A 16,342-nucleotide genomic window follows, 5' to 3' on the forward strand; every position below is an offset into this window, starting at 1 on the left:
GTGAAGAACCAGCACGGCCGGGAGTAGTCGTCATATGAGCCAGTTCATGTCCGCACTCGTCGCCAGCGGCACGATTCTGATCATCATCCTGGCCACCGACATCGGCCGCCGCCGCATCACCACGATGCGCATGGTGCGCTCGGTGATCGCGGTCGCCGTCGTGATCGCGATCTTCGTGCACTCCCTCCCCACCCAGGGGAACGACCTCTCGCTCCAGCTCGTAGGGGTCGGGGTGGGGGTGATCTGCGGATTGATCGCCGGTACGCTGCTCCCCGCCTACCGTCACGAGTCCGGCGAGATCTACACCATCGGCGGCATCGGCTACGCGCTGGTGTGGGTGGTGCTCTCCTGCGGGCGCATCGTCTTCGCCTACGGGGCCGAGCACTGGTTCACCGCTGACCTCATCCGCTTCTCCATCGAGAACAAGATCAGCGGCGAGGACACCTACGCCAACGCCTTCGTCTTCATGTCGCTGGCCATGGTGCTGACCCGTACCGCCGTCCTGCTGACCAAGATGCGTAAGGTGCGTGCCGCGTCGGCGCAGGCTCCGCGGCTCGACGCCGGGCGGCCCGTCGGCGGTGCCGACCCGGCGAGCTGACCTCCCGTCAGTGGCCAGTCAACGTCGTGAGATGCAAGAGCGAGGGTGAAGCAGTGGAACACAATGGGAACGTGAGGCTCCGGCCGCCTCGCCACCGGGTCGGCAGCCGCGCGATCGGCTGGTGGACCCTGCAGTCGGCGCTGTTCGCCCTGCCCCTCCCGCTCACCTTCGGGATCCTGTCCCTCTCCATCCCGCCGACCCGCGAGTTCTTCGCCTGGGCCACCCTGATCTCCGCCGCCCCCGGCCTGCTCTACATGGCCGTCATGCCGGCCTGGCGCTACCGGGTCCACCGCTGGGAGGCCACCGACCAGGCGGTCTACGCGGCCTCCGGCTGGCTGTGGCAGCAGTGGCGCGTCGTACCGCTGTCCCGCATCCAGACCGTGGACACCCTGCGCGGGCCGCTCCAGCAGATGTTCGGACTCTCCGGTGTCACCGTGACCACCGCCTCCGCCGCCGGCGCGGTGAAGATCAAGGGCCTCGACCACCAGGTCGCCGGCGACCTGGTGGCGCACCTGACCCGGTTCACCCAGGCCACACCAGGGGACGCGACGTGACCCCCGAGACCGCGGTCCGGCGGCGCACCCACGCGGCCCAGCCCGACTGGGGGCGGCTCAGCGGCCGGCTCGTCCTGGTCAACCTGAGCATCGTCGCCGCACCACTGGCCCTGTTCCTCCTCAGCCTCGCGATCGGCGGCGGGAAGACCAACCTCCAGGTCCTGATCACCCTCGGCTCGCTGTTCCTCACCTTCCTGGTCATCGGCGGCATCGGCGTGATGCGCCTGCTCACCACCCGCTACCGGGTCACCGACGCCCTCGTCGAACTCCACACCGGCCGGTTCTTCCGCAGCGAGCGGTCCATCCCGCTCGACCGGATCCGCAGCGTCGACCTCACCGCCAACCCCCTGCACCGCCTCTTCGGACTCACCACCCTCCAGCTCGGCACCGGCGAGCAGTCCGCCTCCAGCGGCCGCACCCTCGCCCTGGAAGGCATCCGCAAGACCGACGCGATCGAGCTGCGCCGCCAGATCATCGAGCGGCGCGACGCAGGCCGCGGCACGCCGCCGGTCCACGAGGGCGGCCCGATCAGCGAACTCGACTGGTCCTGGCTGCGGTACGGCCCACTGAGCGTCTGGGGCGTCGGCGGAGTCTTCGTGGTCGCCGGCAGCCTCTACCGCACACTGCGCGAGATGAAGGTCGACCCCCTCGAACTCGGCGTCGTCAAGGACCTGGAGAACCGCTTCGGCTCCGTACCCCTGTGGTACGGACTCCTGGTGGCCGCCGCCGTCGTCGTGGTCCTCGGGATCGCCGGCTCCACAGGCACCTTCATCGAGAGCTGGTCCGGCTACCGGCTGGAGCGCGCCGAAGGCGGCATGTTCCGGATCCGCCGCGGACTGCTCGTCACCCGCTCCGTCAGCATCGAGGAACGTCGACTGCGCGGCGTCGAACTGATCGAACCGATCCCGCTGCGCTGGGCCAAGGGCGCCAAACTGCACGCCGTGGCCAGCGGCCTGGGCAACCGGGAGGACAACCGCAGGCGCCGCGTGCTGACCCCGCCCACCCCCCGCGACGAGGCCCGCCGGGTCGCCGCCGACGTGCTGGTGGAACACCCTGCCCTCACCGAACGGGCCGGGCTGACCCCGCACCCCAAGGCCGCCCTGCGCCGCCGGATCAGCCGCGCGATCACCGCCACGATCCTCATCGCCGCCGTCCCCGTGGGCCTCGGCCTGTGGCTCAGCCCCGCGCTCGTCACGGCGGGCTGGATCACCGCTCTCGTGCTGCTGCCGCTGCTGCTGGCCTTTGCCTACGACGCCTACCGCACCCTCGGCCACGGCCTTCGCGGCCGCTACCTGGTCGCCAGCTCGGGGACGTTCGCCCACCGCACTGTCGCCCTGCAGCGCGACGGCATCATCGGCTGGAAGATCTCGCGGTCCGCCTTCCAGCGCCGGGCCGGACTGCTCACCCTCGGCGCCACCACGGCCGCCGGTGACGGCGTCTATCAGGTCCGCGACGTGTCCGTCACCGAAGGGCTGATGCTCGCCGAAGGCGCCGTACCCCAGCTGCTCGCCCCGTTCATCGAACGGGTGCCGGACCGCGGCTGACCCCCAGACCAACTGGCGAATCCCCCGAGAGGTGGAGGGGCGGACCGCAAGGCCGCCCCTCCACCTCTAATTGTGTCCAGGGGAAAGGAATTCCTTGTCTGGCGCGGCATTCTCGTGCACCCTGGATAACACCGATGAATTGTGCGCCCGCGCAGAAAAATAGGGGTCCCTAGGGGGTTTGAAGGGGTTTCTCGGGCCCCCGCCCCGTGTAAGGCTGGCGAACGGTCTTGGATTATGTCTGCGGGGGTAATGGGGCGCGATGATGAGTGGGTCCGAGGATTTCACGCCCGAGCGCATGCCGGTGGCGTCGTGGCAGCAGCGGCTCGCGGAGCTGCCCGAGGCCGAGCGCACCGAGACGCTGTGGGACTGGGTCGCCGTCCTCATCCGGGCCGCCCTGCGTGACAACGCTCCGGAGCTCCTCGAACCCCACCGCTCCTTCCTGGACCTGGGCTTCGACTCGCTCGCCGCCGTCGACCTGCACGCCCGGCTGACCGCCGCCACCGGACTGCGGCTGCCCGTCACCCTCGCCTTCGACCACCCCACGCCCCACGACCTCGTCACCCACCTGCGCGCCGCGCTGCTGGGTGAGTCGGAGACGGACGCCGGACCGGTTGTCGCCGCCTCGTTTGCCGACGATGGGCCCATCGCCATCGTGGGAATGAGCTGCCGATTCCCCGGCGGCGTCCATTCGCCGGAAGACCTCTGGAATCTCGTCGCGGGCGAGCGGGACGCCATCTCCGAATTCCCCACGGGTCGCGGCTGGGACCTCGCCGGGCTGTACGACCCCGACCCCGACACCCCGGGCAGCAGCTATACCCGCGAAGGCGGATTCCTGCACGACGCCGATCAATTCGACCCGGCGTTCTTCGGGATCTCTCCGCGCGAGGCCCTCGCCATGGACCCGCAGCAGCGGCTGCTGCTGGAAACCGCCTGGGAGGCGTTCGAGCGCGCCGGGATCGACCCCACGCCGCTGCGCGGCGGCCAGGCCGGTGTGTTCGTCGGCGCCGAGACCCAGGACTACGGCCCCCGCCTGCACGAGGCCGAGGCGGGCATGGAGGGCTACCTGGTCACCGGCAACGCCGCCAGCGTCGCCTCCGGCCGGATCGCCTACACCTTCGGCTTCGAAGGCCCCACCGTCACCGTCGACACGGCGTGCTCGTCGTCGCTGGTCGCGCTCCACCTGGCCGTCCAGGCACTGCGCAACGGCGAATGCTCCCTCGCCCTGGCCGGCGGCGTCGCCGTCATGGCCAACCCCGGCTCGTTCATCGCCTTCAGCCGCCAGCGCGGGCTCGCCCCGGACGGCCGCTGCAAGCCGTTCGCCGCCGCCGCCGACGGCACCGCGTGGGGCGAGGGCGTCGGCATGCTGCTGGTCGAGCGGCTGGCCGACGCACAGGCCAACGGCCACCGGGTGCTGGCCGTCATCCGCGGCACCGCCATCAACCAGGACGGCGCCAGCAACGGCCTCACCGCCCCCAGCGGACCCTCCCAGCAGCGCGTCATCCGCCAAGCCCTGGCCAACGCCCGGCTGACCGCCGCCGACGTGGACGTCGTCGAGGCGCACGGTACGGGGACGACGCTGGGCGACCCGATCGAGGCGCAGGCCCTGCTGGCCACCTACGGCCGGCACCGCCCCGAGGACCGGCCGCTCTGGCTGGGCTCGCTGAAGTCGAACATCGGCCACACCCAGTCCGCCGCCGGGGTCGGCGGCATCATCAAGATGGTCATGGCGATGCGCCACGGCGTGCTGCCGCGCACGCTGCACGTCGACGAGCCGTCGCCGCACGTCGACTGGTCGGCGGGCGCCGTCGAACTGCTCACCGAGGCACGGGAGTGGCCCGCCGCGGGGCGGATCCGGCGCGCCGCCGTCTCCTCCTTCGGCATGAGCGGCACCAACGCCCACGCCATCATCGAGCAGCCGCCGGTCCCCGCGGCCGAGATCCCCCAGGACGCCACTGGCCCGGCTGCTCCGGAGGCAACCTCAGAGGCCCCCGCTGTGGCCGTCTCAGAGGCCGCCGCCGAGGCTTCGCCCGCCGTGCTGCCGTGGGTGCTCTCGGCCAAGTCGGCCGAGGCACTGCGCGCCCAGGCCCGCCGACTGCGCGCCCGGCTCGACGCCCAGCCGCACCTCGCCCTCACCGACATCGGCTACTCCCTGGCCACCACCCGCGCCACCTTCGAGCAGCGCGCCGTCCTCCTCGCCACCGACCGCGCCACCACCCTGGAGGACCTGCGGACCCTCGCCGACGGCGGCGACACCCCCGCCGCCGTACACGGCGCGCCCGCCGCCGGAAAGCTCGCGTTCCTCTTCACCGGCCAGGGCAGCCAGCGGCTGGGCATGGGCCGCGAACTGTACGACGCCTACCCCGTCTTCGCCGACGCGCTGGACGACGCCTGCTGGCACCTGGAGGAGCAACTCGACGTCCCGCTGCGGGACGTCCTCTTCGCCGAAGCGGGCTCGCCCGACGCCGCGCTGCTGGACCAGACGGCATACACCCAGCCCGCGCTGTTCGCCGTCGAGGTCGCCCTGTACCGCCTCGTCGAGTCCTGGGGCCTGCGCCCCGACCTGCTCGCCGGGCACTCCATCGGCGAACTCGCCGCCGCCCACGTGGCGGGCGTGTTCACCCTGGAGGACGCGGCCGCCCTGGTCGCGGCACGCGGCCGCCTCATGCAGGAACTCCCCGCAGGCGGCGCCATGGCCGCCGTGCAGGCGACCGAGGACGAGGTGCTGCCGCTGCTCACCGAGCACGCGGGCATCGCCGCCGTCAACGGGCCCGCGTCCGTCGTCGTCTCCGGCGACGAGGACGCCGTGCAGCGGATCGCGGCCCACTTCGAGACCCAAGGCCGCAAGACCAAGCGGCTGACGGTGAGCCACGCCTTCCACTCGCCGCACATGGACGGCATGCTCGCCGAGTTCCGGCGCGTCGCCCAGGTCCTGGAGTACGCGCCCCCGCGCATCCCCGTCGTCTCCACCGTCACCGGACGCCCGGCCTCCGCCGAGGAACTCTGCTCGCCCGAATACTGGGTCCGGCACGTACGGGAGGCCGTGCGCTTCCACGACGGCGTACGCGCCCTCGCCGACCGGGGCGCCACCACCTTCCTGGAACTCGGCCCCGACGGCGTACTGACCGCCATGGCCCAGGACTGCCTGCCCGACGCCGACGGCGCCGTCCTCACCCCCACGCTGCGCGCCGCCCGCCCGGAGCCGGAGACGCTGACCCGGGCGGTCGCCCAGGCGTACGTCCGGGGCAAGAAGGTCAACTGGGGCGCGGTGTACGCCGGTACGGGAGCCCGGCGGATCGACCTGCCGACGTATGCGTTCCAGCGCGAGCGGTTCTGGTTGGAGGCGGCCCCGGCGCCGGGGACCGCGTCGCACGGCGTTGTCGACGGTCGGTTCTGGGAGGCCGTGGAGCGCGGCGATCTGGATGCGCTGGCGGCGGAGTTGGCGGTGGATCCGGGGTTGTCGCTGGGTGACGCGCTGCCCGCGTTGTCGTCGTGGCGGCGGCAGCAGGCGGAGCGTTCGACGGTGGACGGCTGGCGCTACCGGGCGACCTGGAAGCCGCTGACGGACCGCCCCGAGGGGACCCCGCACGGCACATGGCTGGTCACCGCCCCCGCCGGAGAGGGCACCGCCCCGTGGGCCGCCGCAGTGGCGCGGGCACTGTCCGAGCGGGGCGCCGAGGTCCGGCTGGTCGAGGTCGGCGCCGAGGCCCGGCCCGGTGTGGCCGAACTGCTGCGTACGGCGGCCGCCGGCAGGCCCGTCGCGGGCGTGTTCTCGCTGCTGGCCGCCGAGGGCGTCGGCGGACTTCTGTCCACAGTGACGCTGGTGCAGGCGCTGGGTGACGCCGGGGTGGCTGCTCCGTTGTGGGTGGCCACGCGGGGCGCGGTCTCGGTCGGGCGCTCGGACGCGTCCGTGAGCCCCGTTCAGGCGCAGGTATGGGGCTTGGGACGGGTCGCGGCACTCGAACTGCCGGAGCGGTGGGGTGGCCTGGTCGACCTTCCCGAGGCCGTGGATGAGCGGGGTCTGGCGCGGCTGGCCGGTGTGCTGGCGGGCGGCGGTGGCGAGGACCAGGTGGCGGTCCGGTCCTCCGGTGTCTTCGGGCGTCGTCTGACGCGGGCTTCGGCGCCGTCCACGAGTGGTCGTGGCTGGCGGCCCGGCTCCGGGACTGTGCTGGTCACGGGTGGTACGGGTGCGCTGGGTGCGCATGTGGCCCGTTGGCTGATCGGCAGCGGTGCCGAGCATGTCGTGCTGACCAGCCGTCGCGGTCTGGACGCGCCGGGCGCGGTGGAGCTGCTGGATGAGCTGGCGGCGTCCGGTGCCCGGGTGACGGTCGCGGCGTGTGATGTCGCCGATCGGGCGGCTTTGGCGGGGTTGTTGGCTGAGCTGCCGGCGGAGTTCCCGTTGACGGCCGTGGTGCACGCGGCGGGTGTGCTGGACGATGGTGTCCTGGACGCGTTGGATGCCGAGCGGGTGGAGCGGGTGCTGCGGGCGAAGGCCGCGTCCGCGCAGAACCTGCACGAGCTGACCCGCGACCTCGACCTGTCCGCGTTCGTCCTGTTCTCGTCGATCAGCGGCACCGTCGGAGCCGCGGGTCAGGCCAACTACGCGGCAGCCAACACCTTCTTGGATGCGTTGGCCGAGCGGAGGCGGGCGGAGGGGCTTCCGGCGACGTCGATCGCGTGGGGCCCGTGGGCCGGTACGGGGATGGCCGCCGACGAGGCACTGGAGCAGCGGATGCGCCGCGAGGGCATGCCGCCCATGGCGCCCGAGCCGGCGATCACCGCCCTCCAACAGGCGCTCGATCTGGACGAGACCGCGCTGACCGTCGCCGACATCGACTGGGACCGCTTCCTGCCGGGGTTCACGGCGGTGCGGCCGAGCCCGTTGCTCGCCGATCTCCCCGAGGCGGGCCCGGTCCCGAACGCCGTGGACGGCGCCCGCCTCGTCACCGACGCCGACGCGGCGTCCCCTCTGACCGAGCGGCTGGCCGGGCTCCCCGACGCGGAGCGGGACCGCGTCCTGCTGGAGTTGGTCCGTACGCAGGTGGCGGCGGTGCTGGGGCACAGTGGTGCCGACGCGGTCGAGGCCGGGCGGGCGTTCAAGGAGCTGGGCTTCGACTCCCTGACCGCTGTCGAGCTGCGGAACCGGCTGGGTGCGGCGAGTGGGCTGCGGCTTCCCACCACGCTTGTCTACGACTACCCGACGGCCTCGGCGCTCGCGGAGCACCTGCGCGCCGAACTCCTCGGCTCACGGAGCATCGAGGCGGACTCCGAGACCACGGCCGCTGTGGATGAGGATCCGGTCGCGATCGTGGCGATGAGCTGCCGTTTCCCGGGTGGGGTGCGTTCGCCCGAGGAGCTGTGGCGGTTGCTGACGGCCGGTGGGGACGCCGTCGCGGAGTTCCCGTCCGATCGCGGTTGGGATCTGGGGGCGTTGTACGACCCGGATCCGGGTCGGCAGGGCACGTCGTACACGCGTGAGGGCGGGTTCCTGTACGACGTTGCGGACTTCGACGCGGGGTTCTTCGGGATCTCCCCGCGCGAGGCGCTGGCGATGGATCCGCAGCAGCGGTTGCTGCTGGAGACCTCCTGGGAGGCGTTCGAGCGGGCGGGCATCGACCCGACCACGCTGCGCGGCAGCAAGACCGGCGTCTTCGCGGGGACGAACGGCCAGGACTACGCCGCGCTGGTCGCCACCCCGCCCGAGGGCCTTGAGGGCCACCTGGGTACGGGCAACGCGGCCAGTGTCGTCTCGGGTCGCGTCTCGTACACGTTCGGGCTTGAGGGGCCGGCGGTCACCGTCGACACCGCGTGCTCGTCGTCGCTGGTGGCTCTGCACATGGCGGTGCAGGCACTGCGGAACGGCGAGTGCACGTTGGCTCTCGCCGGCGGCGTCACGGTCATGTCCACGCCGGAGCCGTTCGTGGACTTCAGCCGCCAGCGCGGGCTGGCCGCCGACGGCCGGGTCAAGGCGTTCGCGGCGGGCGCGGACGGCACCGGCTGGGGTGAGGGCGTGGGCATGCTGCTCGTGGAGCGGCTGTCGGACGCGCGACGCAACGGGCATCCGGTGCTCGCCCTCGTACGCGGCAGCGCGCTCAACCAGGACGGCGCGAGCAACGGGCTGACCGCCCCCAACGGGCCGTCCCAGCAGCGCGTCATCCGCCAGGCGCTCGCGGGCGCCGGACTCGCGGCCACGGACGTGGACGCGGTCGAGGCGCACGGCACCGGCACCAAGCTGGGCGACCCGATCGAGGCGCAGGCCCTGCTGGCGACCTACGGCCAGGGCCGCCCGGCGGACCGGCCGCTGCTGCTCGGTTCGGTCAAGTCCAACATCGGCCACACCCAGGCCGCCGCAGGTGTCGCGGGCGTCATCAAGATGGTGCTGGCGCTGGAGCACGGCGTGCTGCCGCAGACGCTGCACGTCGACGAGCCGACGCCCCATGTGGACTGGTCGGCGGGCGAGGTCGCGCTGCTGACGGAGGCGCGGGAATGGCCGGAGACCGGTCGTCCGCGCCGGGCCGGTGTGTCCTCGTTCGGACTCAGCGGCACCAACGCGCACACCATCATCGAGCAGGCACCCGCCGCCGGAGCCACGGAGGCGACGCCGAACGGTACCCACCAGGCTCCCACCGCCCTGCCGTACGTCCTCTCCGCCCAGGGCGGGGCGGCGCTGCGCGCCCAGGCCGCGCGCCTCGCCGCGCACCTGCGCGCGCACCCCGAGCTGAGCGGGACCGATGTCGCGTACGCGCTCGCCACCGGCCGCGCCCCGCTGGACGACCGCGCCGCGCTCGTCGCCGCCGACCGCACGGGACTCGTCGACGGCCTGGAAGCACTCGCCGCCGACCGCAGCGCCGCCGGGCTGACCGTGGGAACGGTCACCGAAGGCAAGGTGGCGTTCCTGTTCACGGGGCAGGGCAGCCAGCGGCTGGGCATGGGCCGCGAGCTGTACGAGGCGCATCCGGCGTTCGCGGACGCGCTGGACGCGGTCTGCGCGCATCTGGACGCGCACCTGGAACGTCCGCTGCGGGAGGTGTTGTTCGGCCAGGATGCCGGGCTGCTGGACCAGACGGGGTACACCCAGCCCGCGTTGTTCGCGGTCGAGGTGGCGCTGTTCCGCCTGGTCGAGGCGTGGGGTCTGACACCTGACTTCCTGTCCGGGCACTCGATCGGCGAGCTGGCCGCCGCGCACGTCGCCGGTGTGCTCTCCCTCGAAGATGCCTGCGCCCTCGTAGCCGCCCGTGGCCGTCTGATGCAGGAACTCCCCGCCGGTGGCGCGATGATCGCGATCCAGGCCGCCGAGGACGAAGTGCTGCCGCTGGTCTCCGACCGGGTGAGCATCGCAGCCGTCAACGGTCCGATGTCGGTCGTCGTCGCGGGTGACGAGGACGCGGCGTCGGAGGTCGCGGCGCGGTTCGAGGCGGAGGGTCGGAAGACCAAGTGGCTCGCCGTCAGCCACGCGTTCCATTCGCCTCGTATGGACGGCATGTTGGACGCGTTCCGTACGGTCGCCGAGGGGCTGACCTACGAGGCGCCGCGCATCCCGATCGTGTCGTGTCTGACGGGTGAGCTGGTCTCCGCCGAGGAGATCGCTTCTGCTGGCTTCTGGGTGCGGCACGTCCGTGAGACGGTGCGCTTCCTCGACGGCATACGGACGCTCGAAGCCCACGGCGTCACCACGTATGTCGAACTCGGCCCCGACGGTGTGCTCTCCGCGATGGCGCAGGAGTGCGTGACCGGCGAGGGCGCCGCCTTCGCCCCCGTACTGCGCAAGGATCGCCCCGAGGCCGTGTCGCTGGCCGATGCCGTCGCCCGGCTCCATGTCCGGGGCCAGGCGCCGGACTGGCGGGCGTACTTCGCGGGCACCGGTGCGCGCCGGGCCGCCCTGCCGACGTACGCGTTCCAGCGCGAGCGGTTCTGGCTGGAGGCGGCCCCGGCGCCGGAGACCGCGTCGCACGGCGTTGTCGACGAGCGGTTCTGGGAGGCCGTGGAGCGTGGCGATCTGGATGCGCTCGCGGCGGAGTTGGCGGTGGATCCGGGGTTGTCGCTGGGTGACGCGCTGCCCGCGTTGTCGTCGTGGCGGCGGCAGCAGGCGGAGCGTTCGACGGTGGACGGCTGGCGCTACCGCGTGATGTGGCGGCCGGTGGCCGCGGACCGGTCCGGCGAAGGCGTGCCGTCCGGGGCCTGGATCGTCGCCGTGCCCGCCAGCGGCGCGGCCGAGGAGTGGGCGGCCGGGGCGGTCCGGGCGCTGTCGGCGCGGGGTGCCGAGGTCCTGCGGGTCGAGATCGGCACCGGGGACCGGGCCGGTGTCGCCGAGCTGCTGCGTACCGCGGCCGCCGATGGCCCGGTGGCGGGTGTCTTCTCGCTGCTCGCCGTCGAGGACGCCGACGGCGCCGCCGGGCTGCTGCGCACGGCCACGCTGGTGCAGGCGCTGGGTGACGCCGGGGTGGCTGCTCCGTTGTGGGCGGCCACGCGGGGCGCGGTCTCGGTCGGGCGCTCGGACGCGTCCGTGAGCCCCGTTCAGGCGCAGGTATGGGGCTTGGGACGGGTCGCGGCACTCGAACTGCCGGAGCGGTGGGGTGGCCTGGTCGACCTTCCCGAGGCCGTGGATGAGCGGGGTCTGGCGCGGCTGGCCGGTGTGCTGGCGGGCGGCGGTGGCGAGGACCAGGTGGCGGTCCGGTCCTCCGGTGTCTTCGGGCGTCGTCTGACGCGGGCTTCGGCGCCGTCCACGAGTGGTCGTGGCTGGCGGCCCGGCTCCGGGACTGTGCTGGTCACGGGTGGTACGGGTGCGCTGGGTGCGCATGTGGCCCGTTGGCTGATCGGCAGCGGTGCCGAGCATGTCGTGCTGACCAGCCGTCGTGGTCTGGACGCGCCGGGCGCGGCGGAGCTGCGCGATGAACTCGCCGCGACGGGCGCGCAGGTCACCGTGGCGGCGTGTGATGTCGCCGATCGGGCGGCTTTGGCCGGGTTGTTGGCTGAGCTCCCGGTGGAGTTCCCGTTGACGGCCGTGGTGCACGCGGCGGGTGTGCTGGACGATGGTGTCCTGGACGCGTTGGATGCCGAGCGGGTGGAGCGGGTGCTGCGGGCGAAGGCCGCGTCCGCGCAGAACCTGCACGAGCTGACCCGCGACCTCGACCTGTCCGCGTTCGTCCTCTTCTCCTCCTTCGCCGGTTCGGTGGGCGCGGCCGGGCAGGGCAACTACGCGGCGGGCAACGCGTTTTTGGACGCGTTGGCTGAGCGGAGGCGGGCGGAGGGGCTTCCGGCGACGTCGATCGCGTGGGGCCCGTGGGCCGGTACGGGGATGGCCGCCGACGAGGCGCTGGAGCAGCGGATGCGCCGTGACGGTGTGCCGCCCATGGCGCCCGAGCTGGCGATCCGCGCGCTCCAGCAGGCGCTCGATCTGGACGAGACCGCGCTGACCGTCGCCGACATCGACTGGGACCGCTTCCTGCCGGAGTTCACGGCGGTGCGGCCGAGCGCACTCCTCGCTGAACTGGCGGCGTCCCGGCGGGCGTCGGCGGCCACCGGAGCCGACGTTTCGCCCCGCACTGCCGTGGCGCCCGGCACCGGGACCCTTGCCGAGCGGCTGACCGGGCTGAGCGAGGCCGAGCGCCGTCGTACCCTGCTCGACCTGGTGCGTACGCAGGTGGCGGCGGTGCTGGGGCACAGTGGTGCCGACGCGGTCGAGGCCGGGCGGGCGTTCAAGGAGCTGGGCTTCGACTCCCTGACCGCTGTCGAGCTGCGGAACCGGCTGGGTGCGGCGAGTGGGCTGCGGTTGGCCGCCACGCTTGTCTACGACTATCCGACGGCCTCGGCGCTCGCGGAGCACCTGCGCGGTGAGCTGCTGGGCGCGGACGCGGAAGTCGCCGGTCCGGTGGCGTCGCTGGCCGCTGTGGATGGGGATCCGGTGGCGATCGTGGCGATGAGCTGCCGTTTCCCGGGCGGGGTGAGTTCGCCGGAGGAGCTGTGGCAGCTTCTGACGGCCGGTGGGGACGCGATCGCGGAGTTCCCGTCCGATCGCGGCTGGGACCTTGGGGCGCTGTACGACCCGGACCCGGACCGGCAGGGCACCTCGTACACCCGTGAGGGCGGGTTCCTGTACGACGTCGCCGACTTCGACGCGGCGTTCTTCGGGATCTCCCCGCGCGAGGCGCTGGCGATGGATCCGCAGCAGCGGCTGCTGCTGGAGACCTCGTGGGAGGCGTTCGAGCGGGCGGGCATCGACCCGACCACGCTGCGCGGCAGCCAGGCCGGGGTGTTCGTCGGCACCAACGGCCAGGACTACCTCTCCCTGATGATGAAGGCGCCTGACGGGCTGGAAGGCCACCTGGGTACGGGCAATGCCGCCAGTGTCGTCTCGGGTCGCGTCTCGTACACGTTCGGGCTTGAGGGGCCGGCGGTCACCGTCGACACCGCGTGCTCGTCGTCGCTGGTGGCTCTGCACATGGCGGTGCAGGCACTGCGGAACGGCGAGTGCACGTTGGCTCTCGCCGGCGGCGTCACGGTCATGTCCACCCCCGAGAACTTCATCGACTTCAGCCGTCAGCGCGGGCTGGCCGCCGACGGCCGCATCAAGGCGTTCGCCGCCGCCGCCGACGGCACCGGTTGGGGTGAGGGCGTGGGCATGCTGCTCGTGGAGCGGCTGTCCGACGCCCGGCGCAATGGCCACCCGGTGCTCGCCCTGATACGCGGCTCCGCTATCAACCAGGACGGCGCGAGCAATGGGCTGACCGCCCCCAACGGGCCGTCCCAGCAGCGCGTCATCCGCCAGGCGCTCGCGGGCGCCGGACTCGCGGCCACGGACGTGGACGCGGTCGAGGCGCACGGCACCGGCACCAAGCTGGGCGACCCGATCGAGGCCCAGGCCCTGCTGGCGACCTACGGCCAGGGCCGCCCGGCGGACCGGCCGCTGCTGCTCGGCTCCATCAAGTCCAACATCGGCCACACCCAGGCCGCCGCCGGTGTCGCCGGTGTGATGAAGATGGTGCTGGCGCTGGAGCACGGCGTGCTGCCGCAGACGCTGCACGTCGACGAGCCGACCCCGCACGTCGACTGGTCGGCCGGTGACATCGAACTGCTGACCCAGGCGCGGGAGTGGCCGCAGACCGGCCGCCCGCGCCGGGCCGCCGTGTCGGCCTTCGGCATCAGCGGCACCAACGCCCACACCATCATCGAGCAGGCCCCCGCTGCCGAGGCCCCGGCGGCGACGCCGACCGCCGCCCACCGGGCTCCCACCGCCCTGCCGTACCTCCTGTCCGCCAAGTCCGCCGAGGCGCTGGCGGAGCAGGCCGCGCGGCTGCACGCGTACGTCGAGGCGCGGCCGGAGCTGGACCCGCTGGACCTCGCGCACTCCCTCGCCGCCGGCCGGGCGGCCCTGGAGCGGCGCGCGGTGCTGAACGCGGAGAGCCGGGACGACCTGCTGCGGGCGCTGGCGGCGCTGGCGGCCGGGGAGGCGACGGCGGGGCTGACCGAGGGCACGGTCACCGACGGCAAGCTGGCGTTCCTCTTCACCGGCCAGGGCAGCCAGCGGCTCGGCATGGGCCGCGAACTGTACGAGACGTACCCGGTGTTCGCCGACGCGCTGGACGCGGCGTGCGCGTACTTCGACCGCCTGCTGGACCTGCCCCTCACGGACGTGCTGTTCGGCGAGGACGCCACGCTGCTGGACCGCACGGCGTACACCCAGCCCGCGCTGTTCGCGGTCGAGGTGGCGCTGTTCCGCCTGGTGGAAGCCTGGGGCGTGACGCCGGACTTCCTGTCCGGGCACTCGATCGGCGAGCTGGCCGCCGCGCACGTCGCCGGGGTGCTGTCCCTCGAAGACGCCTGCGCCCTCGTGGCCGCCCGTGGCCGTCTGATGCAGGAACTGCCCGCCGGTGGCGCGATGATCGCGCTCCAGGCCGCCGAGGACGAAGTGCTGCCGCTGGTCACCGACCGGGTGGGCATCGCCGCCGTCAACGGTCCGACGTCGGTCGTGATCGCCGGTGATGAGGACGCGGCGCTGGAGATCGCGGCGCGGTTCGAGGCCGAGGGGCGGAAGACCAAGCGCCTCACGGTCAGCCACGCGTTCCACTCGCCGCACATGGACCCGATGCTCGCGGCCTTCCGCCAGGTCGCGGAGGGCCTGACGTACGAGGCCCCGCGCATCCCGATCGTGTCGAACCTGACCGGTGATGTGCTCTCCGCCGACGAGATCACGACGCCCGACTTCTGGGTGCGGCACGTCCGCGAGGCCGTCCGCTTCCTCGACGGCGTACGGACCCTCGAGGCCCACGGCGTCACCACCTACCTCGAACTCGGCCCCGACGGCGTGCTCACCGCCGCCGCGCAGGACTGTGCGGGCGGGGACGCCGCGTTCGCCCCGGCGCTGCGCAAGGGCAGGCCGGAGGCCGAGACCCTGACCGGCGCCCTCGCCCGGCTGCACGTCCGCGGGCTGTCCCCGGACTGGACGGCGTACTACGCGGGCACCGGTGCGGGCCGCGTCGACCTGACCGGGCTGCCCACCTACGCCTTCCAGCGCCGGAGGTACTGGCCCGGCGCCGCCGCACTGGCCGCGGGCGACCCCGCCTCGGTCGGTCTGGGCGGCGCGGACCACCCGCTGCTGGGCGCCGCGGTGCCCCTCGCGGACGCCGACGGCTTCCTGTTCACCGGGCTGCTCGCGACCCGTACGCACCCGTGGCTCGCCGACCACGCGGTCATGGACACCGTGCTGCTGCCCGGCACGGCCTACGTCGAACTCGCGCTGCACGCCGGAGCCCAGGTCGGCTGCGAACTGCTGGACGAGCTGACGCTGGAGGCGCCGCTGGTGCTGCCGGAGCGGACCGGGGTACAGGTCCAGCTGGTCGTGGACGGGCCCGACCAGTCCGGCCGCCGTACATTCAGCCTCCATTCGCGCAGGCAGGACACACTGGGGATGGAGCCGTGGACCCGGCACGCCACCGGTGTGCTCGCCGCCGCCGCGGCCACGGACGGCGGCGGGCCCGGCGACCTCGCCGTATGGCCGCCGCAGGGCGCCACGCGGATACCGGTCGACGGGCTTTACGCCGAGCTGGCCGGGACGGGCCTCGGCTACGGCCCGGTGTTCCAGGGCCTGAAGGACGCGTGGCGGCTCGGCGACGACTTGTACGCGGAGGTCGCCCTCCCCGAACACGCCCAGGCGGACGCGGTGGGCGCGGACGCGGCCCGGTTCGGGCTGCACCCCGCCCTGCTGGACGCCTGTCTGCACGTCATCGGGCTGGATAGCCCCGACCGTGCGGCCGCCCTCGCCGAAGGCGCGTTGCTGCCGTTCGCGTGGCACGGGGTACGGCTGCTGGCGGCCGGCGCGGCCACACTGCGGGTCCGGCTGACCGAACAGGGGGAGCACGCCGTAGCGCTGCTCGTCGCCGACGGCACCGGCCGGGCGGTCGCCACGGTGGACTCCGTGGCGCTGCGCCAGGCCTCCGCCGACCAGGTGCGGGCCGCGCGCGGCGGGCTCCATGAGTCCCTGTTCCGGCTGGACTGGACGGCCGTGCCGGTGCCCGCCACCGGCTCGGGCCCGGCCGCCGCCTCGGGGAACTGGGCGGTGCTGGGCGCCGGGGCCGCGGAACTGTCCGCGTACGAGGCCGCGTTCGCGGCGGCGTTCGGGCCGGGCGTCCGGATCGACGCGTACCGCGACCTGA

The 16,342-nt window shown here is 73.3% G+C and carries 3 protein-coding genes and 2 pseudogenes; all 5 read left to right on the plus strand.

Annotated elements, in window-relative coordinates; translation table 11 throughout:
• Positions 1-46 precede the first annotated feature (46 nt).
• Entirely contained in the window at positions 47-598 is a 552-nt protein-coding gene (locus ACQUSR_RS21750) for a hypothetical protein (protein WP_431044266.1), read from the plus strand.
• Between the two features lie 71 nt (positions 599-669).
• On the plus strand, positions 670-1,152 hold the full coding sequence (locus ACQUSR_RS21755; RefSeq protein ID WP_431044267.1) for a PH domain-containing protein: 483 nt from the start codon (positions 670-672) through the stop codon (positions 1,150-1,152).
• A complete protein-coding gene (locus ACQUSR_RS21760) occupies positions 1,149-2,696 on the plus strand; it encodes a PH domain-containing protein (protein ID WP_431044268.1) in 1,548 nt (515 codons plus the stop codon). The genes ACQUSR_RS21755 and ACQUSR_RS21760 overlap by 4 nt, the downstream gene beginning before the upstream one ends.
• A 295-nt stretch (positions 2,697-2,991) precedes the next feature.
• A pseudogene (locus ACQUSR_RS21765) lies at positions 2,992-7,875 on the plus strand (type I polyketide synthase); the annotation flags it as partial.
• A 171-nt stretch (positions 7,876-8,046) separates the two neighbouring features.
• A pseudogene (locus tag ACQUSR_RS21770) lies at positions 8,047-16,077 on the plus strand (type I polyketide synthase); the annotation flags it as partial.
• Positions 16,078-16,342 lie beyond the last annotated feature (265 nt).

Source organism: Streptomyces sp. P1-3 (genome assembly GCF_050613155.1).
Taxonomy (GTDB): domain Bacteria; phylum Actinomycetota; class Actinomycetes; order Streptomycetales; family Streptomycetaceae; genus Streptomyces.